This window comes from Psychrobacillus glaciei (assembly GCF_008973485.1).
GTDB lineage: Bacteria > Bacillota > Bacilli > Bacillales_A > Planococcaceae > Psychrobacillus > Psychrobacillus glaciei.
The window spans coordinates 3,017,666-3,041,356 of sequence record NZ_CP031223.1 but is presented as its reverse complement, the minus strand read 5'-3'; the positions used below and the strand labels follow the sequence as shown (position 1 = coordinate 3,041,356).

The window sequence follows — 23,691 nt, the reverse complement described above, 5'->3', positions numbered from 1 at the left end:
TTCTCTAAGGTATCAAGTACAAGTGGTCCATTCTTATCCTCTATGGTAAAGCACTACATGGATGGCTAATGGTCTCTAAGTTTACAAAAGAATATTTCTTATTGAAGTCATGTTGTAGCTTGAAATAATGTTTGACATTGAATAAAAAAGGTGCACGTTTCCCCTTTGATGTAATTTGTCTATTGTATTTTCTTATAGTAAGGGTAATAAATGGTTTTAAAAAAATCGGGCTATATTATTGATTAAACTAAGTCTAGGAAGATTAAGAACTATATCTGAAGTATCGAAGTAAAGAAGGAAAGTGTATTATCACTGTCGAATTATGTAATTAGAGACAACTAAACTGTAAAGGAGGAAAAATCATGAATGGGACAAAACTTCGAATTCGAAATATGTATACAGGACCAGGCGGTGGTGCATACACAGGACCCGGTGGCGGAATGTATACAGGGCCAGACGGTGGTGCATACACAGGACCCGGTGGCGGAATGTATACAGGACCAGACGGTGGAGCGTACACAGGACCCGGTGGTGGAATGTATACAGGACCAGACGGTGGTGCATACACAGGACCGGGAGGCGGACTCTATACTGGCCCTGGTGGAGGGCTATATACAGGACCAGGAGGAGGACTTTATACTGGACCCGGTGGAGGAATGTACACTGGTCCAGATTCAAATCCTTATATGGCAATACACCCGCCTTGGCCATTATTTGCAATCGAACTTCGTAAAATGAGAATGGTAAAAGAAGCAGAAATTATAGAAAAAGCTTTAAGGAGTATTGGTTGGGATATCTAACTGATGCCTTAAAGTATGCTTATTATGCTTTTGGTTGCGTTAACCCGTGTATTAACCAAAGCAGCCACAAAATAATGATGAAAAACCCATTAAGATTTAAAAAAGCTTATAACAAAAGGACTCAGAAAAAAATTTTAAAAAAGGAAGAGTCTTTAGAATGTTTGTATCGCGTTTTGAGTAGGCTTGGATGAACCAATAACCAGAGTAGTTTTAATCTCCCATGAGTGCTACTCGTATAGTATGACATTTTGTTATACCTAGAGTTCGTTGGAGTCAGGAGTTCTAAGTGACCATAGTTTATCGACTTTTCTCGCCAATCATACTATTCTATACTCGTTCTGAAACAATACTCACTATATGTAGTGCAGAGTTTATTGCTGCATGGATGGCTAACTGGTGCATTAATTGAATTAGCCCCAATGCGTAACAATTGATTTTCAATTAAAATTTACAAATGAATTAGCGACCTTCTCTTTGTTGAGTTGGTCGCTTTTTTTATTTACTCAATTATTTAATAAAGTGTTCTTTGCTATGGAGAATGATAAAAAATGTTAGTGTATAAATATTTGACCGCCATTTGTTTTATTTGCTACTTCTCCATTGTATTCAATCCACTTTTCTTTTTCTCGTTCTACTGCTCGATTTTGCCATTCAAACCAAACGTATGAACATTCACTACAATGACTCTCTACACCACTATTATTATGCAAATCTCGACGTACAAATAAAGTCCTTTTGCGACAGCAGTAGCAATAAATGATCTTATCATCATGTTTTTTTATTATCATAATAAACTTTCCCTCCAATATACAATATTAATTGTCTATTACTTGGAAATTTATTCTTAAATCCAATAAATTGTTTATTTAATAATTATCAGAGATATTAGTAATCTATATCATGTTAATGTTTTGATTTATTCATATCAAAAATTTTTTTTATATGAATAAATCTATTATTTAATTGCCAATAATTAATAGTAATCTATCAAGAGAATTCTTGAGGTGAATTAATTATTGGAGGTGTTAACTATTCAAGCTTCAAGAAGTATCTTATATAACATTGATCCTATTGGAATTGAAACAGGTTTAGTAGAAAGTCTATGCAGTTATTTAATTAGGCTTTCATATGAACATAACCTTAATGTTGGTCACTTGGTAAATAAGCTAGTGGTTCCTGAATTGCATAAAGATTATTTGGAAAGAAGCTCTAAATACGGTGGTAACAGTTTTTTTGAAGGGGCTAAAACAATAAATGGATATAAGGATAACTCAACTGAATTGGTTCGTGTTTTAGAAGAGTTAACAACCAGAATTGATTTGGCTAACTTAACCCTGTTTAAATTAAAAGATTTAGTTCCTTTAAGAAATTTATTTAAAGAAACTTTCTCTTGGTGTCCGGAATGTATAAAGAATTGGAACGATAACAACAAAAGTATTTACTATCCGCTTATTTGGTATTTAAAACCGGTACAGATTTGTTTTAAACATAAGTGTTATCTAATTGATAAATGTCCGGCCTGCTATAAAAAAACTGATATACTTCGTAGACAAATGATCCCAGGGCATTGTCCAAACTGTTTTAACTTGCTAATACAAGATGAAGCTATTGAAGAGATTAATAATCTGGAATGGCAATGGCATACTTTTGTCTATCTAAATATTGAAAGCTTAATAGGTTTAAATTCTAGTAAACTCTTTGTTAAAGAAAATATCAGTAAACAGTTAAATTATATCAATCAAGACCTGTTTTCTGATAATATACCTAATTTTGCTAGATTCTTAGGTATTCCTAAGAGTACTTTAAGGGCTTGGATTAAATCAGAAAATATTCCCACTCTCGATGGATTACTAATGGTCTGTTTTAAATTAGATACTACAATTTTGGAATTCTTCTCAAAAAATTTGCCAAATGTGACTATAAGTCATCTGGTTGAAAAAACGAAAACAAGTAAAGAGAAAGTGATTAGAAGAAGACTTGACTTTGTTTCAATTGAAAATAGTCTAAATGAAGTACTAATATGTGACCAACCAATTTCTATGGTAGCGACTGCAAAAATAATAGGTCGCGATAAACGAGTTTTATATAGTAATTTTCCTGAATACTGTAAACAAATTTCAAAAAGATATAGAGAGTATATCAATTTAGAATCAAAACAAAGAATAGAGGAATTAAAAAAAGAAATTCAAATTGCCTTTTATTCCTTAGTAAATGAGGGTATATATCCAAGTAGTGAGAAAATTCAAATGAAAACTAATAAAAGGGGATTACTGAAGGAGAGGGTTCTCCAAGAATATTGGAGAGATTTATTGGTTATGAACAGTCTTTATAATGGGAAGGGGAGAAAATAGTAATGATGAGTGATAGTGAGTTTGATGAGTGGGCAAATAAGCTCAGTTTAACAGACGAGGCAAAGAAAGAGGTACAACGGGTAAGAGAGTCACCGCCAGCAAGAAGAGTTGGGGGAGGTAAGCATAACGTAAGTGGACGATTTAGTAGTAAAAAAATGGGAGTTACAATTCAATTTGAAAGCCATAAGGTTGAATTACCTACCATCTATATGTTGGAGTTTAATGATAGTGTTTTAGAATATTACGATCAACCACCTCAAATAAAACTACTCTACTATCAAAGTAATAAGAATAATAGAAAGAGGGCTTATTTAAATACACCAGATTTTTTTGTAATTGAAAAAGAAAGGGCATATTGGATTGAGTGTAAAACGGAGGAAGAGCTAATTAGAAAATCACAAGAAAATCCGGAAAGGTTTTATAAACTGGATGGAAATTGGATATTTGCACCCGGGAAAACATATGCAGATGAATTTAATTTAGAATTTTTAGTAAATTCATCAGAAGATATCAATTGGATTCTTCAACGTAACTTGATTTTTTTAGGGGATTATATCGTAAATGAGTATGTACCAGAAGATTCAATAACCATAAAAATAAAGGAAGTAATAAAAACGAAGTTAGGTTTAACTTTATCAGAAATATTACAGATATCAGAGGAAAATTTTATATTAGATGATATATACGCACTAATAGCAAATAATACTATTTATTTTGATATATATAAAGACTTAATTACTGAGCCAGAGAACGTGAAGGTCTTTTTAAATAAAGAACAATACACTGGTTTTAAAATCATGGAGAAATCAAATAGAAAAATAATCAAACCCAATAGGATTGAGTTGAAAAGTGGTAATAAAATCTTATGGGGACAAACGGAATGGACCATTCTTAATTACGATCAAAATAGCAAAATAGTCTTCTTGTATTCTAAGCATGAAAAGAAGAATGTAGAATTACCAATTAATATATTTGAATCGTATTTATCAGAAGGGTTTATAAAGGCAATTAAAAAAGAAAGTAACAGTGATAATATTGAATTAAAAAAGATGATTTCAATGGTGAATGAAGATGACTTAAAAGAAGCAAACAACAAATATGAAATCGTGTCGAAATATTTACGAGGGGAAGAATTAGAAGATTTTAGTTTAACAGATAGAACATTAAGGAATTGGGTTAAGAAGTTTAAAGATGCAGAAGAGCTTCATGGGCATGGATTTATAGGTCTGTTACCTCAAATAAAAAAAAGAGGAAATAGAAATTCAAAATTATCTCCTAAAACCAAAGATTTGATGGAAACAGTGATAATGGAAAGCTATGCAACAATAAAATCAAAAACAGCAAAAGAAGTTTATCGTGAATTGCTTGTTAAATGTGAAGAGCTCAATTACTTAGCACCTTCATACGCAACTTTATGTACGGAAATAAAGAACCTTTCAGTGTATGAAATTGAAATGGCTAGAAAAGGAAAAAGAGCAGCATACAAATATGAAAAATTTGTTACGGATCTTCACTTCACTTCCCCAAAACATGGGGAAAGAATATTTGAAATAGCGCATATAGATCATACCGAATTAGACATTGAGCTTGATATTAATGGTAAAGTTTCTAAGCGACCATGGCTTACATTTATGATTGATGCTTATTCAAGACGCATCCTTGCATTTTATTTAACATTTGAAGAACCTTCCTATCGTTCGTGTATGATGGTAATTCGGGAATGTGTAAAGTCATTTAATCGTTTACCGAATTATGTTGTGGTAGATGGAGGAAAGGAATTTGAAAGCATATATTTTGAATCGCTCCTTGCAATGTATGGTGTTCATAAAAAACAAAGACCCGCTGCAAAAGCACGCTATGGTAATGTGATTGAGCGATTATTTGGCATTACTAATAAACTCTTCATACACAATTTAAGAGGGAATACTCAAATCACCAAAAACGTTAGACAAGTCACTAAATCCGTAAATCCAAAGAATCATGCAGTGTGGACATTGGATACTTTATATGAACGGCTTGATAGCTGGATAAAAGATGTGTATGACAATATGGAAAATCCATCATTGAATAAAACTCCTCATGATATGTTTGAAGAATCTAGTTTTATATCGGGTAACAGACCTAATACCTATATTCCATATGATGAGACATTTGTTTTGATGACTTTACCATCTCCAAAAGGAAAAACTCGAAAAGTTCATCCAGGTCAGGGTATAAAATTGACTTATTCTTATTACTGGTCCAAAAAGTTTAGGAACCCTAAAATTGAAAATGAACATGTAGAAGTTAAATATGATCCTTTCAACATTGGGGTATCTTACGCTTTTATAGAAAATGAGTGGGTAGAATGTTTATCTGAACAATTTAAGTATTTAAATGGCAAGACTGAAAAACAAATAAAACTTCTTGCAGAAGAGATAAGGCAGAAGAATAAATTATATTCTCGGAGCAATACAGTAACAGCAATTATGTTAGCAAAATATATAATTGAGTCTGAAGAAATAGAAGAAAATATTGCTATAAATAAATACAAACCATTAGAAAAAGATGTACGGAAAATAGAAAGTCCAAAAGAAATCAGTCAAGAAATTGAGTTTGAGAAAGAAGAATATGATGATGACTTAGAACTTGATATTTTTGGGGAGCTAGTCTAATGGCAAAGAAGCAGAGATTATTTGATGAAGAACTACTAACCAAAACAAAAGAAGAACGGGAAAATTTTTTTAATGAATATACTATTAGCCATCCAAAAATGAAACAAGTTTTACTCGATTTAAAAAATGAAATTTACAAAGGTTCACAAAATATTATCATGGTGGTTGGTCCGTCAGGGGTTGGAAAGTCAAGGCTATTCAATGCAGCAATTAAATCTGTATTAAAGGATATGGAAGAGGATATTTATAATGATAGAAGTATTATACCTATTACTGGCATAGAACTTCCTAATCCGGATTTAGGTAAGTTCAATTGGAAGGATTTTTATTATCGAGTCCTCACTTCACTTAATGAACCTTTAATAGATTATAAGATTGATATAGGTAAATTAAAGAAAGAAAATAATATTTCTTTACGTTATGGGTCTGCTTCTGAATTACGTAGATCATTAGAAAGCGCTGTTTTTTATAGAAAAACAAAGGCTCTTCTAATTGATGAGGCTCAACACTTTTTTAAAATTAATGGAGAAAAGAGAGGAGACGGTGAAAAAAATCAAAAACAATTTAATTCTATAAAATCGATTGCGAATATGAGTAATACAAAAATAGTCTTATTTGGGACTTATGAACTAAATGAAGTAATTAATTTAGACGGACAATTGTCTAGAAGGGTAAAAGAAATTCACTTTTCAAGATATGATTATTACAATAAGGGAACAGAAAAGAAAAATTTTCTTTCATTATTATTAACTTTTCAGAAATTGTTACCAGTTCAAGAGGAGCCAGATTTAATAGGTTACTCTGAGTACTTATATGAAAATTCTATTGGATGTGCAGGTATATTAAAAAATTGGTTGCAAAGATGTTTGTCAGATGCAATTGAAAATAATGAAAAAACAGTTACCTACACTAATTTAAGGAATAATGTTTTACAAGCAAGAAAATTAATAACATTAGCTAATGAAGCGATAACAGGAGAATTTATATTCAAGGAAAGTAATAATGATAAAGATGAACTTAGGGCTCTCCTTGAAATGAAACAAACAGAAAAGAAGGAAGATATAAAAGTAAAAAATAATCCTGCCCCGGGAAAAAGAAAACCGGAAAGAGACAATGTTGGTTTAGACAAGGTTTAATATAAACTTATGATTGATTAAGGTGGGCTTAATAATGTGTATTTCGAAGAAATTACAAAATAGTAGTGTACTTTATGGACTGCCCCCAATTGGAAAAAGTACATCTGACATTGAAAGTCTAACAAGTTATGTTTCAAGACTTAGTTCTGCACATAATTTAAAAGTATTAGATCTATTTACTAAAATTGTTTATCCTAACCTTGAAAGAGAAACATCAACCAATGTTTTTCAACCGACACAATCAATCTCAATTAATAATTCGAATATAAAAACAAAAGAAATTGTAGATGTCTTATCAAATCTAACAACAATAAAAGATTTGGAAGAGCTTACATTAATAAATTTTCATTACTTTATGTCAAGCCAAGAATTACGGACAAATAAATTTTGGTGTCCCTATTGTCTTCAAGAATATAGAAACCAAAATAAAATAGTTTATGAAAAATTATTATGGAACTTTGAAGTAGTAGATATTTGTTTGAAACATAGATGTAAGTTAGTAAATTGTTGTCCCTCCTGTAAATCAGAACAGTTTCTATTGAAAAGAAAGGGGGAGGTAGGACTTTGTGATAAATGCGCTACTTGGTTAGGTTCTGAGAATACAGTGGCTAAAGAAAAAATACCGGATGAATATTTTTGCTGGCAAAAATGGGTTGTAGAAAATATTCAAGAGTTACTAAAAATAAATACACAAGAACGAATTGAAAATAATATAAGATGGATTGATTATGGTGAAAATATTAAAGAAATCATAGAGATGAGTAAACAAAAATATAAACTAAAAATGAATGATATCTGTAGTCTGTCAAACATTTCACGGAAAACATTTTATAATTGGGTGAGTGGGAAACGAAAAGCTTCCCTTTATTCATTGTTAAAATTTGGTTATATAACAAACGCAACACTTAAGAATTATTTTTCAAAAGATTTTAACATGGGTTTGGAAATTCGAAGTTTACCTTTACTTATTAATGAAAATCCTTTTTATTCAAAACCTGATAAAAATGAGAGAGTGAAGTTAAAGGAAGAACTAAGAAAAATAATAAATGAATATGAAGAAATCAGTAGTCCTATCCTTAATTTATTGCAAATTTCCAGAAGATTAGGATATACTCGTCCAACAACAATACGAGAAAAATTCCCAGAAGACATAAAAATAATAAAAAGGAAACAAAATGAATATCAGAGAGAATTAAATGATATCAAAGATAAGAAGAAACATGAATTAAAAGCGGTTATTATAAAATTACTAAATGATGGAATATATCCTTCTGAGAGAAAAATTTTAGCAGAAATCAATAACCCCTCTTTCTTTTGGGTAAGTACCAATAGAGTGTTATTAAATGAACTATGTAATGAACTTGGTATTGTCCGAAGGAAATGGACTTGGAAAAATGATTAGCGGAGTTGAATATCTTACTCTTCTCTATGATGGTGTTTGCTACCATAGTAGCCTAACCGAAAGGTGCAACTACACGTTGTTCTTTGGAAGAGAAAGGACGAATTCCTTGTATTCCTTTTATAGTGAAGACCATTTAGTACCTGATTTTTTGGAATGGGTAAAGTTAGTTCAATACGAGTATGTTAGAGCTCTGTAACACTAAAAAATCAATTCTTTAATAAGTCTCCTAATGTAAGAAAATTTACACTAATGGAAGGGTAGACTACGAAGTCTTTTTATTTTTGGCTCTGCTTACAAATAAACTGAAAGAACTGTTTAGGTACTTTCAGTCTGTAGACAAAATCGGTTAAAAAGTAGTGGGATTTCTAGTGAAAAATGAATAAATGATAAAACTTCCTAAAGCAAAAAAATAAAGTATAAGTTTTCCTAAAAACATTTAAATAAAGATGTTTTACTTAATTTCATGTAAAAATTAATGAAAAGTAAGTAGAAAATCTGCCTTAAAATCTCATGAGATTAGGTGGTTCTAAGTGTGGGGAACTTATGATTTATTTAATGGAAAAGATATGGTTTACGTCACATTATGAAATATTAAAGATAATAATCGATAATCGTGGATTTTTGTTTTGTCATAGTCTGTGTGAAAAATTATAATATTCCTGAATTTATGAAAAAAATGAGATTAGGGAGGTTCTGGAAAATGTATATAAAAAAAGCATTATCTCAAAAGAGATGATGCTTTTTTTCTTAAGAATTCCTTGTTCCTAAAGAACTCTTGCGGGTTTGGCACCCAAAGATAGCGATTGGCTCAACCCAGTGAATAACAATCGGTATTGTTGGATGTCAAAATTTTATGGTAAAGTTATTGTTAGCTAATATAGTATAGCATAAATTACTAGATGAAACAATGAACAATTTTAAAAAATAACCATTTATAATATAAGGACTGAGATGCATGTCAGTCTACTTCTATATGCTTCCTCCACATCCTGCTTATATCCGATTTTCCAAATTAAGTGCAGTAAGACTCTTATCAACTCTCACCACTTGAATGTCTTGTCTATTTAAAAAATCTGTTTAATAATGAGGGATTGCTATAGAAGACACTACACAGGGATTTTATTCACTTTAAAAAAGCGTTCGATCATACGATTAATCGACTTTTGATTGGGCTGGAAACAGAGTTAATTCCAATACCAGATGGTCCCAAGGTGACGGCGAATGTACTAACAGAGGAAATTAGACAACAAGTTCTAAAACGTGATAACTATCAATGTCTTTGCTGCGGGAAAGAAAAAAGACGAGTGGTCACAGTGGAAATAGATCATATTCCACCTATTGCTATGGGAGGGTAAAACGTTCCGCCTAATCTACAAACCCTTTGTAAACAATGTAATGGCATAAAAGGAGTAAACATAATAGACTATCGTTCTATTGTTTCTCCTTTAAGCTTCCCAAAAGAAATGTTGCTATTTGATGTTACTAGTAGTGATAGTATTGAAAACGTTATTGCAAGGATTGTAAATCACATCTATCATTGCAGAGCTTTTGTAGCTTAGAAAGTAGTCAAAGAAGTAACGAGAAAAATTATAAAAAGTGGATAATCAATTTATAGCATGGTAATGATACACAATGGCTAGAAGGGAATTCAGCTAAGTTATAGGATACATTATTGATTATCTTGGTTAGGATCAAGTAGAGCAAATCGAAATTAAAGATTAAAATAACTTCCCGTGCTAGAAATGTTTATACTAATTCAAACAAACGTAAATGTTATGAATTTCATGTTTGATTCTTACTCAGGGAACAAATTCAAGTTGCTTTGCAAGGGTGTCAGGTGCGGCCACAATTCGTTGGAGAACTCGAATGGTATCAAAACCCGACACCCTTAGTTTATGATGGCTCATAATTCTCCGGAAAATAAAAATTTCCTGGTGGGGCGTCAAAATACAAAAACATATCCTTAAAATACGTCTCATCAATCAATTTTCGAAGCACACCTTTGTAATAACCAGGCAAGTTGCGAATATTTTTTCGCTTTGTTGCCATCACCGCAATTTTCAGCGCACGATATGCCAGGTCATCAAAAACTTTACCATCATCTTTATAAATATCAAAACGCAACATTTCACTTGATAAAGACAGGTGGATGCCGAAAAAATTGCGTGCTGTTTTTGTTTCACCAATTGTATTTGAAAGTAATTCTTTCATTCTGCTAAATAGACTTGTGGATAACTTTTTCGAATCCATAGGAGACGTGTTAGTAAGATCTTTAATAGAAGATTTTAAGAATAACGGTTCATTCTGAGAAATCGGCTCATTTTCCTCGTCGTCATGCGGTTTGTCCGCATCCTCTCGACTGTTCATTTTCCCCTGGTCATCGAATGGTAAAATAATATAAATGTTAGCACCAAGCCCGCTCATGACAGGACGTACGTAGTGAAGGCGCTGAATAATGCAAAGCTGTTCGAGCTTCCGAATTGCCCGACGAACAGTCGCATTCGACTTGCCGATTGCTGTTTCAATCGTTGCATGTTTTAAATGGGCAGCCCCATATTTCACCGAATATCTTCGGATTACATCGAGCACAAGTTGGTCTGAATTGTTTAGCTCGTATCGATGGAATGCGCAATGTTTTGCAGCAGCATCATCCATCTCTTCTATTGAATTGAAACGAGCGTATTTTTGTAAGTAGTGAGTCATTAAAATTCCCCCTTTACCTTCTATATAGAATGGAGTGGGCGAAAAGTGGACAAGGGATTCGAAAGTTTTGAATTGTGTCCCCCATTTCAGAAACATTATTAAAACAAGAAAGAAATGACGCCTTTTATTTTGCCAAAACAGGAATAAAGGAATTCAGGAAATGACAACGAAATAGATACTGTAAGGAAGGGAGTAGAGCTAGGCGCTTTTCATTCCACAAAGCAGGTGGAGTAAATAAAAAATGAAAATAGCTAAGTTCATATAATTGTTAGGTGTAGATTATAGGAAAGGCAGGAACGGTTATGATCGCGTGGTTTCGACATTTGCCCCAGATAAGTATGGATGTAGAAGAATGGAAACCTTTCATTCAACATGCATGGTTTCGAAAGCATTTCATGAAGTTTGTTTACTTATTAATGGCTGCTTTTTTTCTAGCACCTATTTGGTTCTGGGTAAGCCTCGCTCAATTGACAAACTTCCCCCTTCTGCTAATCATTCTTCTAGTATTTGTCATACATGAAGCGCTTCATATGCTTGTCATACACAAGAAAGGCGACATGAGCTTAACGTTCAGAGGAATCTATTTTTGGATCCATACAAATGCAATTCTTTCTAAAAAGAGATATTTGGTCTTCATGAGCTTACCATTTATCGGATTATCGATATTCCCGGCAATTACTTCGTCCTTTGTATCGGGGGATCTGAAAGCACTCCTGTTATTTATCAGTTGGTTCAATTTGATCATCTCTGCATCCGATATTGTTAATTCAATTTTGATCTTAATAAAATCAAATCAATCTGTATTTTGTAGAGGGTACTATCGGTGAATGAAGTAGTATTTTGATTAGCGATAGAACAAGATTTGGAACGAATTGCGGAACAGGAACTGGAAGAACGGCTAGTGGTTATTGTGAATCAACATTTCCCGTTATAAACAGTTAGGATCGGGTTGAATTATTATGAAAGTTTCTCACACATGCACTGTCACAAGTCGCTTCCATTTTATGGAGTAATATGATTTTGATGAACGTCAAAGCCTTGATACAACAAGGCTTTGACGTTTTTTTAATGTCATGTTATTTAATCTTAATAACTTGACGGAAGTGTAAAATGGGAGTATTCTACATTAGTTGCGAAAAAAAGCTGTAGTAAAGTAACATTTATTAAGTTTACTGTCAATAATTTAAATTACTATAAATTAAGATTTGAATTAAAATAAATAAAAGGTTGGTGCGAAAATGAAAAATCTATTAAGTAAAAAAGATAATCGTTTAAACAACTTTTTTGGGATATATGTATTAGCTGTTTTGATGTTATGGATTAAAACATATATCACGCAAACATCACAATTTAAACTAGGTGTAGAAGGACCTCTTCAACAATTTCTTTTAATATTAAATCCACTAGGTTCAGCATTACTATTTCTAGGGATTTCATTTTTATTTAGAGGCAAGAAAAAATACACATCACTAGTTATAGTTTACACGCTTATGTCTATTCTTTTATATGCCAATGTTGTTTATTACCGATTTTTTACAGACTTCATTACATTACCTACACTTTTCCAAACGCAGAACTTTGGGGATTTAGGTGGAAGTGTTCTTACTTTAATAAAACCTTATGATATCTTGTTCTTTGTGGATGTATTTGTCATGTTTTATCTACGATTCTCAAGAAAAGTACAAAAAGAAACAACTCGTTTTGGGTATAAAAAAGGAATAGCAATTATTGCTTTTGCATTAGTAATATCAATTATAAATTTAGGACTAGCTGAAATTAGTCGTCCGCAACTATTAACTCGGGGTTTTGATAGAAACTATATTGTGAAATATCTAGGAATGTATAACTATTCTATTTATGACTCAGTAGAAACGATGAAAGCATCATCACTTAGAGCTTTGGCGGATAGTAGTGATATTACAGAAGTGAATAACTATATACAATCCAACTATGCCAACCCTAATCCAAACTATTTTGGTAAAGCAAAAGGAATGAACGTCATCTATTTACATTTAGAATCATTCCAAAACTTTCTTATCAACTACAAATTAAATGGTGAAGAAGTTACACCATTTTTAAATTCATTAACAAAAGATAGGAATACAATGTATTTCGATAATTTCTTCCATCAAACTGGTCAGGGTAAAACATCTGATGCAGAATTTATGTTGGAAAATTCAATATTTGGGTTACCACAAGGGTCTGCTTTTATTACAAAAGCACAAAATACGTTCCAAGCAGCTCCTAGTATTTTAAAAGATTATGGTTATTCATCAGCTGTATTCCACGGTAATAACGGTAGCTTCTGGAATCGAAATGAAATTTATAAATCATTTGGATTCGATCATTTCTATGATGCTAGTTATTATGACACAAGTTCTTCAACAGACATGGCTGAATATGGTTTGTTAGATAAACCATTCTATGAACAATCTGAAAGTCTTTTAAGTGCGTTACCACAACCTTTTTATGCGAAATTTATTACGGTAGGAAACCACTTTCCATATGATATGAATCAAGACCTAGTAACAATTGATAAAGGCAATACTGGAGATGCAAGTGTTGATGATTATTTCCAAACTGCGCGTTATACAGATGAAGCAATCAAACAGGCCTTCGATCAATTAAAAAAATTAGGCTTATATGATAATTCGATGATTGTTCTTTATGGTGACCATTATGGAATATCGGATAATCATAATAAAGCGATGGGAAAAGTCATGGGAAAAGAAATTACACCATATGATAGTGCTAATTTACAACGCGTACCATTATTCATACATGTTCCAGGGATGGAAGGTGGAACTAACCACACTTATGGTGGCCAAACAGACCTTCTTCCAACGCTATTACATTTATTAGGAATTGATACGGAACAGTTTGTTCAATTTGGATCAGATTTATTATCAGAGGAGCATAATGAAGTTGTTCCATTTAGAAATGGTGATTTTGTCAGTCCTACGATTGATTCAATTAAAGAAAAATTTTATGATAATAAAACAGGTTTACCACTAGATGATAGTCAATTAAAGTTAGCAGATACTATCAAAGAAGAAGTGGATCGTAAATTGGAGCTTTCTGATAAAGTCGTGAATGGTGACTTATTAAGATTCAATACGCCAAAAGGATATACTCCAGTTGATCCTTCTCAGTTCAATTACAACAAAGATGCGAATGAAAAATCTAACTAAAAATCGTGTCCCTGATTGAGAAACATTTACGTTAATTCAAACAAACATGAATGTTATGAATTTCATGTTTGTTTCTGACACAGGCAACAAAAAAATGGACCGTTTGATGCACAAGCATCAAACGGTCTTTTTAAAAAGATAAGAAAGTATATGGTTTATCGTCCTGCGAAACCAGTGTTCAAAGCACTTTAAAGAATTAAATAATACCGAAAATTTCCGTTTCAGGTGGACGCTTTCCAAGGGGGCACCGCTCACGCGTTCGTTGTGATGGCTCATTTGTCTCACAGAGGAACAAAGGCTAAGATCGCCACATCGTGTGGCAACGCCTTCGTGACCAACATTCTGTTGGTCTTCCGCTGTAGTCGCCCAATCCATTAAGTGAGTAGTATCTAACAAGAAAATTTAGCCAAGCTGGCTCTAAAAGGATAAAATTATTTTAAGTAAACGTAGTGATCATAAATCCTGTGATCTTAGTTGAATAAGAGATGCTATTGCTTTTTAAAATTTTGAACATCTGATAAAATGTAGTTCTCTATCTAATGTTCATAGATTATAAATGTCATCTATCTTACGAAGTAATTATAATTTGCCCAATACATACTAGTTGATTGGAGCGGAGGCGGCGACTTCTGCGGGAAAAGCGTGAGCTGAAAGCCCCGCAGGAGTGTAGCGACGAGGAGATTGAAGCCATGCCCGCGAAAAGCGTCCGCCGTAGCGGAAATCAAGGCTATTTCTATGGTTACTTTTGTTAAAAGGACCGGGCATCTTTTTGCTCGGTTTTTCTAATTGTACTCACATATTATTCTTAGTAACACAGGCAGCAAAAACTCTGGTGAAAGAAGATTAATTCCCGTTCTGTGTATTCTTTTTGTTTTTAATCAAAATTGCACTTGCGAATGTACCAATTAATAAGAAGATACCAATCATTAGTGTTACATCTTGCATACCTGAATTAAAAGCATTAAAAACGAGCTTCTTCATTTCATTAAAAGCTGGCATAGCTTTAAATGTTTCAGCTTGCTTGCTATCAAAAATTTGTGAACCTGCAAAAGCTCCAGCTTTATGAAAAACATCTAGCATTTGATTTCCAAACTCGGTAGGAATATTAGTTAAATTCTTGATACTAGTGTTCAGAGATTCGTTATATCCTTCCGTTAATTTAATTCCTAGCATCACAACGCCAAAAGAAATCCCTACTTGTCTAAAGACATTTATAATACCAGAAGCCATACCCACGTGCTCTTTATCAACTGAACTCATAGCAGCATTTGAAATAGGAGGATTGACTAGTGCATTGCTAATACCTAAAAGAATAAAACCGGGCATTAGATAGCCCCATTCAAACGGAGCTTCGATCATATAACGAAGAACGAGTATTCCGATAGCACTGATAAATAGTGCTCCACTAATTAACCAACGATTACCAACCTTTCCTGAGATAATTCCTGCAATTGGTCCAAGAACTATCGTAAAACCAGTAATGAGTAACATTTTTACACCTGTTTCAAAAGCTGAATAACCCATGTAATTTTGCATAAGAATAATTAAGTAAGTAAAACCGCCGTATAGTCCTGCACCTAATACAAAAGCTGCGATATTAGCTCCATTAAATGACCAATTTCTAAAAATGGATAATTCAATCATTGGTTGTTTTACTTTTCTTTCGGTAATGATAAAAGCTAAAAGTAATACGAATGATAATCCAAATAGACTTAAAATATGCCAGTCAGTCCATGCGTAATCTACATTCATTTGCTTTTGAATTAAGGCGAAAATCATCGTAAAAATCATGGCAGTGCTGAAAATCAGTCCTAAAATATCTATTTTTCCATTTTTGTTTGTTTCACTTTCTTTAATAACAAACATTCCCAATAAGATTGCTACAATCCCAACAGGAATGTTAACAAGAAAAATAAATCGCCAACCTAAACTGTCAACTAGTGCCCCACCAATCAAAGGACCACCGGAAATAGCAAGCCCAACAGCACTACTCCAAATACCTAAAGCAAGCCCTCTTTGTTTTTCAGGGAATGAAGTGGTAACGATCGTCAGCGATAAAGCCATCATAGCTGCTCCACCGATTCCTTGAAATCCTCGGAAAATATTTAACCAAGTGTCACTGTTTGCTAATCCGCTAGCTAAAGAGCCAATCACAAAGACACCCAATCCTAATAAAAAGACTTTTTTACGTCCAATAATGTCTCCTAATTTTGAAACTGGTAACAACGTAGCAGCATAAACTAAAGTATAGGCATTTAACACCCATTGCAGATTTGAAAAGTCTGACGAAAAATCATTTTGTATATCTGGTAGTGCAACATTAACAATCGTAATATCTAACATTGCCATAAATACTGCTAAACTAACTATGGCTAAAACCCACCATTTTCTTTTTGTTTGATCCAAAATAAAAACCCCTCTCATGTATATGTGTGTACAAGTGCATATATATATTAAAATAAAAAGCACTACATTATTTCAAATTCATGAGTGCTTTCATATTGTTAGCTGTTTGTTCAAATTTATCAACAATGAAATTATTATTAGCTTTGTAATAAACTTCTCGCCCTTCTTTTCTCCTTTGAACTATACCAAAACGACTCATGAAATCAAGATGACGAGAAATAACTGAACGATTCTGCGGAAAATTTTCTGCAATACCACCGATTGTCATTTCACCATTTATAGAAATAAAAATCAACAATTCACTCCGCACTGGATCAAATACTGCCCGGAAAAAATCAATATCAATATTGTCTTCTAATAATTTTTTACATTTATTTGAATCATGACTTAATCCCATAACACTACCTCCTAAATTTATTATATGCATACATGTGCACGTGTCAATACTTTTTTGGAAATGATATTTCAATAAGCACAATTTTTGATATCATACTTACCCTACCAAACAAGAGTAGGTCTGGTATAATAATGCGTGGAATACTCAATTCGATAGCACAAATAGAAATACCTATAAACATGATTATGCACTATTTCGGGATAATAATATATATCAACGTCAAAGCACCAAAGACTATGTCCAAGCAACAGGATATTCCGCAGGTAAGGTGGTATCTGCACTTCATTTCGCAAATAAGAAAATCAATGATCCAATCAAACTCTCATGGATTGAATGGTTTGATTTCTAAAAGGCACCTTACAGTTGCCTTTCATTCTCGTTCTATGGATGATACGGTGAACCGTACTATAAGTAAGTACGGTTTATTGTCGTCAATCAATTTATAATAGTGTTGAAAGTTATATGGAATATTTCGTATGCTTTTTTTATAATATTTACCGCTAAATTTTAATATACCGACGCATAATGTTTAGTGCATTATGCGTTTTTTCTCGAATTTATATTTTGTTTATATTTGCGATATATAGAGTTTAGAACTGAACGTCATAATAAAGTTTAAGCAAATAGTAAAGGAGAGAAAATATTATGAAGAAGAATTTGAGATTCGCAACACTAGTTATTTTCAGTTCAATCACATTATTAGCAGCATGCGGTGAAACAACAAAAAATGAGGCGAACAATGCAACCGGGCAAAGTCAACAGGTGGAAGCTGAAAAAGTGGAGCAGCAGTTTACAAAAGGCCAAGAAATGGCGAATGTATTAAGCAGTACAAATTGGCAAGGTACTCGTGTTTACGACAAAGATAAAAATGATTTAACTAAGGAAAATGCAGGCTTTATCGGTTTAGCAAAATATGATTCAGTGACAGGTCGGTATGAATTTTTTGACGCGAAAACAGGTAAGACACGTGGCGATGAGGGTACATTTTTTATAACCAATGATGGAAAGAAGCGCATTTTAATTTCAGATACGATGAAATATCAAGCCGTTGTCGAGATGGCGGAATTAGAAGATGTGATTTTTACTTATAAACGTATGGGGAAAGATGCGAATGGTAAAGATGTCGAAGTATTTGTTGAGCATATACCATATGATACAAATGATTTAGCCTTCACAAATCCAGATAAAAAGTTAACTGCTTCGACAGGAGATATTCATACTGATGTAGACGGGGATAAAATTCTTGGTAAAACGTTATGGCAAGGTACGAAGGCATTTGATGAAGAAGGCAATGATGTCACAAAGTATAACGATAATTTTTTGAGCATTGCAAAGTTTGAAGAAGGCACGAATCAATATGAATTTTTTAATATAGAAACTGGTGAGAGTCGTGGAGATTACGGTTACTTTGATGTGACTCACGACAATAAAATCCGCGCACATGTATCAATCGGTAATAATAAATACGGTGCAGCGTTGGAGCTTACAGAATTAAATGATGAAAAGTTCACTTATAAACGTGTCGGGAAGAATGCGGATGGCAAAGATATCGTAATCTTTGTTGAGCATGAGCCATATAAGGGAGATGTTAAGCCATTATTTAGCTTTTGATTAATATGAAAGCCCAATACTTGAAAATGTAAGGAATCTCCTTTATAAATTGAACAAAGGGGATTAATATGACAATCAAAAATCGATTTTTAACTTCCTATATTGGTGGTATCGTCATTGCAAGTGTTTCCATTCTCACAATTTTGTGCATTGCTTTTTATGTGACGACAGGGTCTGTTCCGACACCTAAAACATTGTATCAATCTTTTACAAAGCAAAGTTCCTTGAGTCCAGAAGAGGAGCTTGCTTACGTAGAGTTACGTAATATTGCGAAGACAAATCCTGATAAGTTTCTAGTAGAGGATATGCATAAGAATTTGCAACAAATAGAGCAGAAGTCACTTGGAGTTGTTATTCGCCAAAGTGATGAGATTTTGTATTATTCGAAGGAATTAGTGGAAAAGTCGCTTATCGTACATTTTCCAACTTTTGATACGAATAATATTGAAACGAAAGGTACGATCGATAATGCGGGTAGACTGTATCGTTATATTAAGTTTGATTTTTATTATAGCGATAAGTCGAAGGGAAGTGTCCTCGTGCTGAAAAAGGAAAACAGTTTTTTAGATTTTCTTACAAAATGGGGAATAATAATTATTATCCTTATCCTTATTGTATCCATCGTAGCAATGCTTTTTTTAAATCAATTTTTGCGTAAGACGATTATTAAGCCTTTAGAAAATTTAGGGCAGGTCATGTCTGAAATGCGAGATGGAGATTTAATGATCGAGGCATCTACCATACCTAATAATACAGCAAGGGAAGTCCATGAGCTGACAGCTAATTTTCAGAGTATGCGAGCAGCACTTTTAGTTTCTATTCAGGAGCAACAAAATCTTGAAAATAATCGTAAGGAACTAATAGCCAGTATTTCTCATGATTTAAAAACACCGATTACATCTATTATTGGCTATGTTGAAGGATTACAGGAGGGAGTTGCCGAAACACCCGAAAAGCAGGAAAAGTATCTGAGGACTATTCATTCTAAATCACTCGCATTGAATAAATTAATTGAAGAACTCTTCCTCTATTCTAAGCTTGATGCAGAGGCTGTTCCATTCTATTTTGAACGTTTACAGCTTGCAAAGTTCCTCGCACATATGGTGGAGGAATTTCAGTTATACAACCGAGAAGTTCAGTTCGTATTGAATGTAGCTGAGGATGTGTACGTTCATATTGATCGTATGCAGATGAATCGAGCAATAACTAATTTAATAGAAAATAGTATGAAGTTTAAAAAGAAAATTGAACCATTGTGTATGATAGTAGAAGTAGTAGTCGTTGATCATACAGTTGAAATTGTTGTGAAGGATAACGGACAAGGAATTTCAGAGCTACAACTCCCATACATATTCGACCATTTTTATCGTGGTGAAGAAGCGCGTACATCGACGGCAGGTGGTAGCGGCTTAGGGCTTGCAATAGTGAAGCAAATCGTCGAAAAGCATAATGGTCACGTAAAAATTCAAAGTAAGTTACATTATGGTACGACGGTGAAAATAATATTGGAAAAGGCTTAAAGGAAGTGTCAACGAAATGGTGCCCTCGCGTATATTAATCATTGAAGACGATATTAGCATTGCAGAATTACAGAGAGATTATTTAGAAATTCATCAAATAGAGGCAGAAATTGTAACGGATGGGTTTGAAGGGATGAATCGAGCATTAAATGAGCCTTTTGATTTAATTGTCATTGATTTAATGCTCCCTTCAATGAACGGTTTTGAAATTTGTCGACACATTCGTGAAAAGAAAAATATTCCATTGATGATTGTATCTGCAAAAAAAGAAGATATCGATAAGATAAGAGGGCTTGGCTTAGGTGCAGATGATTATATGACGAAGCCATTTAGTCCGAGTTAGCTCGTCGCACGTGTACAAGCTCATATTAAACGTTTTAAGCAGTTAACAGGTACTGTAACACAGGATAATTTAGAGATGAAAAACATTATAGTTGATAAAGCTGCACGCAAAGTATTTGTTTTAGGTCAGGAAGTTATTTTTACGACGAAGGAATTTGATCTACTCGTGTTCTTTATGGAGCGTCCAAATCGCGTTTGGACAAAGGAGCAGCTTTTCCGTCAATTATGGTATATGGATGATTTAAATGGGGATGTTTTTACGGTTGTTGTTCATGTAGGACGCATTCGAGATAAATTAAAAAAGGGTAAATTATCAGAGCTGCCAATTGAGACAATTTGGGGCAGTGGGTATCGCTTTAATAGTTGAAAATCTCCCTGTGAAAGGAAGGTTTTACATGAAACATTTTATAGGTATTGTAGTAAGCGTATTATTAATACTAACAGGATGCAATGAGGAAGGGGAAAAGCATATGAAGCAACAGTCAGGCGATCTTATTCAAGCAGTTGAAAACAACGATTTAGAAGAAGTACATGGAATTATACAGGATACGTCATATCCAATTAATGAAACGAATGATAAAGAGGAAACGCCTCTATTAATCGCTACTCATGAAAATTATATTGAGGTGGCGAAACGATTAATTGAAGCAGGAGCAGACATTAATCAACAAGATAGTATTCAGGATAGCGCCTATCTGTATGCAGGTGCGCAAGGAAAAACAGAGATTTTAAAGTATATGATCGAGCATGCAGAGCCAAATCAAAATATTGTTAATCGCTATGGTGGCAATGCTTTAATACCAGCTGCTGAAAAAGGACATTTAAACAATGTGAAGTTACTTTTAGTAGATGGTAATGTAAATATTGATCACCAAAATAATTTTGGCTATACGGCATTAATTGAAGCAGTGGCATTACGAGACGGTTCAGAGGTGTATCAGCAAATTGTACAGGAATTATTAGCATATAATGCGAATAAAGAACTTCGTGACGAATCGGGTATGACAGCACTTGATTATGCTAAGGAGAAGGGCTATACAAAAATGATTAAAATGTTAGAAGAATAGTAGTAAAAGGGATATAGCGATTAGGTATATCCCATTTAGGTATGTACATTAACGATTGGGCTCTTTTCGTATACTACCCAATTCGCTGCGATGACATTTTCTCCAATTGGTCATGAATGAAGCGTTTTTTTCGCTTTAACCGAAATTTATATGTCGATTGTGGCTGTGAAATGATAAGTGTAAATGAGGTTTATCAGTATGAACTTATCGTTCACTTCAAAGACTGGAAATCTCAATCAAAATCATTAAAAGATAGTTTTTAAGATATTTGTTCGACGAGTTTTCAATAAAATCGCACTTAGCCACATCACGGGGAAACGTACCAAAGTAAGGGCAAGTTTTATTGTACTCAATATTTTTATTAAGAATGATTGGAGAGGTGAACATGGGAAATACGGATAAGTTTGAAATGATAGCGAACATATATGACACACCTGAAAGAATTCAAATCGCCAAGGTATCATCAGATGCCATTGGTGAATATGTAGTTGATGCTAAAAGTAAGAGTGCTATCGACTTTGGGTGCGGAACCGGTCTTGTCGGCATGAACTTGTTAAACGAGTTTAATTCCATGCTTTTTCTGGATTCATCACCAAATATGATTAATCAAATCAAGCAAAAAATTTCTGATTTCAATATTCGGCATGCAGATACATTATGCTTTGATTTTGAAATGGAGGGATTAGAGGATTTACGTGCCGACTATATTATTATGGCTCAGGTTCTACTTCATATTCAGGATTATGAATTCGTTTTATCAAGGTTATTTGATGTTCTTAATGAAGGAGGACACTTGTTAATTGTAGATTTTGATAAAAATGAAAAAGTAGTTTCAGATTTCGTTCATAACGGATTTCATCAATATGAGCTATCCGATAGTGTGGCGAAAATTGGGTATAAAAATATTCAATCCAAAACTTTTTATACTGGAAGTAAAATATTCATGGGTCAAGATGCATCGATGTTTATTCTTAATGCCCAAAAGTAAAAGTCTAAGACTAAAATCGTGTCCCTGTGTCAGAAACATTCACTTTAATTCAAACAAACATGAATGTTACGAATTTCATGTTTGTTTTGACACAGGGAACGAATTCAATTTTTTCCTAATACTTAGACCCTTTCCTAAACAGTGACTATTTATAGTTCAATTACATTCTTTCAACCACTATTCCTTCATTACTTTTTCATTTCCATAAATTGATCGTACATAATCTCTTTATAATATTGCTCATAACCTACCATTCCTAGTTCCCTTGCAGCCCTAAGCTCTGTTTCTCTATCATAAGGAACACGTACAAAGTTGATCGAATTAGTTCCATACGAACCATCCACAATAACATACGTAGCATCAATTAAATCTAAACCCACACTTCCTACATTGCAAAGTATACCGATTTCATAACTTCTTAATAATGTGATGTGAATGTCTCCATAAAACACAATATCTGGAGTACGTTTCGAGAGATGAGATTCGGTTTCTTCCGTATTCTCAAAAAGTGACAAACACTTTTCTATTGGATGATAATCAGGTGCAATTCGCTCAAAAACACTCCTCGGTGATGCATGAAAACAACGAATTAGCTTCCCGTTTAACTCAAATTCAATATGAAAAGGTAAGGAAGCCAAGTAGTTAAAGTCCTCATCTGTTAGCTGAGATTGTGCCCAATTAAGAATTTCATTATCTGTCTCATCCCGGATAAACACATCCCAATTCCCATGAATGACTTTATCACAATGCTTTCTAACAAGTTCAATACATTCTGAACCACGCGGACCCTTCCCAACCAAATCTCCCAAACAAAATATCCGGTCCACACCGCGTTGTTCAATATCCTTTAGCACCGCTTCTAATGCAGTTAAATTCCCATGTATATCTGAAATAATTGCTATTCTTGACAGTCTAATATCCCCCTTTAGTAAAATCCTATACAGTCAGTATATTTAAATTTTACAATAATTTAGAGGAAAAAGGATGACGAGAGTGACATAGGAACAGGTTAATCATCACATTTTAAAATTAGGACCACATTGTCCTTTTGTGATCATCCACTATATGTAACCAAAACATCTCCAGCAGCATGAGTAGTGCAGTTAACTTATACCCCATTAAA

16 protein-coding genes and 1 pseudogene are annotated in these 23,691 nt (G+C 33.4%); 12 read left to right on the top strand and 5 right to left on the bottom strand.

Annotated features, from left to right (window positions below; all coding sequences use genetic code 11):
* Positions 1–362: 362 nt before the first annotated feature.
* Positions 363–800: a hypothetical protein gene (locus PB01_RS14265; protein WP_151700815.1), complete on the top strand. Its 438-nt coding sequence runs from the start codon at positions 363–365 to the stop codon at positions 798–800.
* Positions 801–1,351: 551 nt separating this feature from the next.
* Here the strand turns inward: PB01_RS14265 and PB01_RS14260 are convergent.
* Complete coding sequence (locus PB01_RS14260) at positions 1,352–1,588, bottom strand: hypothetical protein (protein ID WP_225986040.1); 237 nt, start codon at positions 1,586–1,588, stop codon at positions 1,352–1,354.
* A gap of 234 nt (positions 1,589–1,822) precedes the next feature.
* On the opposite strand from PB01_RS14260, the gene PB01_RS14255 reads away from it, so the two are divergent.
* The 4 genes from PB01_RS14255 (at position 1,823) to PB01_RS14240 (ending at position 8,343) form a co-directional block, all read left to right on the top strand.
* Positions 1,823–3,151, top strand: a complete 1,329-nt coding sequence (locus tag PB01_RS14255; RefSeq protein ID WP_225986276.1) for a TniQ family protein — start codon at positions 1,823–1,825, stop codon at positions 3,149–3,151.
* Between the two features lie 155 nt (positions 3,152–3,306).
* Positions 3,307–5,805 (top strand): TnsA endonuclease N-terminal domain-containing protein, encoded by a 2,499-nt coding sequence (locus PB01_RS14250; RefSeq protein WP_225986039.1) that lies wholly within the window; start codon positions 3,307–3,309, stop codon positions 5,803–5,805.
* The gene (locus PB01_RS14245; RefSeq protein ID WP_151700812.1) at positions 5,805–6,941 is read left to right on the top strand and encodes an AAA family ATPase; all 1,137 of its coding nucleotides are present in this window, start codon (positions 5,805–5,807) and stop codon (positions 6,939–6,941) included. Before PB01_RS14250 ends, PB01_RS14245 begins: the two co-directional genes overlap by 1 nt.
* A gap of 34 nt (positions 6,942–6,975) precedes the next feature.
* Positions 6,976–8,343 carry a TniQ family protein gene (locus tag PB01_RS14240; protein ID WP_151700811.1) on the top strand — a complete coding sequence of 456 codons (1,368 nt, stop codon included), beginning with the start codon at positions 6,976–6,978 and terminating at the stop codon, positions 8,341–8,343.
* A 1,893-nt stretch (positions 8,344–10,236) separates the two neighbouring features.
* Here PB01_RS14240 and PB01_RS14230 read toward each other — a convergent pair.
* Positions 10,237–11,046: a helix-turn-helix domain-containing protein gene (locus PB01_RS14230; RefSeq protein WP_151700809.1), complete on the bottom strand. Its 810-nt coding sequence runs from the start codon at positions 11,044–11,046 to the stop codon at positions 10,237–10,239.
* A 302-nt stretch (positions 11,047–11,348) separates the two neighbouring features.
* Here PB01_RS14230 and PB01_RS14225 point away from each other — a divergent pair, with 302 nt between their 5' ends.
* Both PB01_RS14225 and PB01_RS14220 read left to right on the top strand, forming a co-directional pair.
* Positions 11,349–11,873, top strand: coding sequence for a DUF3267 domain-containing protein (locus PB01_RS14225; protein WP_151700808.1), 525 nt, complete (start codon positions 11,349–11,351; stop codon positions 11,871–11,873).
* Between the two features lie 411 nt (positions 11,874–12,284).
* Entirely contained in the window at positions 12,285–14,237 is a 1,953-nt protein-coding gene (locus PB01_RS14220) for a lipoteichoic acid synthase (protein ID WP_151700807.1), read from the top strand.
* 843 nt (positions 14,238–15,080) lie between these two features.
* On the opposite strand, the gene PB01_RS14215 is transcribed toward PB01_RS14220, so the two are convergent.
* Together PB01_RS14215 and PB01_RS14210 are read right to left on the bottom strand one after the other, a co-directional pair.
* Positions 15,081–16,643: an MFS transporter gene (locus tag PB01_RS14215; protein ID WP_151700806.1), complete on the bottom strand. Its 1,563-nt coding sequence runs from the start codon at positions 16,641–16,643 to the stop codon at positions 15,081–15,083.
* Between the two features lie 67 nt (positions 16,644–16,710).
* The gene (locus tag PB01_RS14210; protein ID WP_151700805.1) at positions 16,711–17,040 is read right to left on the bottom strand and encodes an ArsR/SmtB family transcription factor; all 330 of its coding nucleotides are present in this window, start codon (positions 17,038–17,040) and stop codon (positions 16,711–16,713) included.
* A 678-nt stretch (positions 17,041–17,718) separates the two neighbouring features.
* On the opposite strand from PB01_RS14210, the gene PB01_RS14205 reads away from it, so the two are divergent.
* From PB01_RS14205 to PB01_RS14185, 5 genes and pseudogenes are all read left to right on the top strand, one after another.
* Complete coding sequence (locus PB01_RS14205) at positions 17,719–18,651, top strand: DUF4822 domain-containing protein (RefSeq protein WP_404815119.1); 933 nt, start codon at positions 17,719–17,721, stop codon at positions 18,649–18,651.
* 68 nt (positions 18,652–18,719) lie between these two features.
* Positions 18,720–20,171, top strand: a complete 1,452-nt coding sequence (locus PB01_RS14200) for a sensor histidine kinase (protein ID WP_151700803.1) — start codon at positions 18,720–18,722, stop codon at positions 20,169–20,171.
* Between the two features lie 16 nt (positions 20,172–20,187).
* Positions 20,188–20,880 (top strand): annotated as a pseudogene (locus tag PB01_RS14195) (response regulator transcription factor).
* A gap of 28 nt (positions 20,881–20,908) precedes the next feature.
* Positions 20,909–21,580, top strand: coding sequence for an ankyrin repeat domain-containing protein (locus PB01_RS14190; protein ID WP_151700802.1), 672 nt, complete (start codon positions 20,909–20,911; stop codon positions 21,578–21,580).
* A gap of 385 nt (positions 21,581–21,965) precedes the next feature.
* Positions 21,966–22,568, top strand: a complete 603-nt coding sequence (locus PB01_RS14185) for a class I SAM-dependent methyltransferase (RefSeq protein WP_151700801.1) — start codon at positions 21,966–21,968, stop codon at positions 22,566–22,568.
* A 188-nt stretch (positions 22,569–22,756) separates the two neighbouring features.
* Here the strand turns inward: PB01_RS14185 and PB01_RS14180 are convergent, their stop codons facing one another.
* Complete coding sequence (locus PB01_RS14180; protein WP_151700800.1) at positions 22,757–23,479, bottom strand: metallophosphoesterase family protein; 723 nt, start codon at positions 23,477–23,479, stop codon at positions 22,757–22,759.
* Positions 23,480–23,691 lie beyond the last annotated feature (212 nt).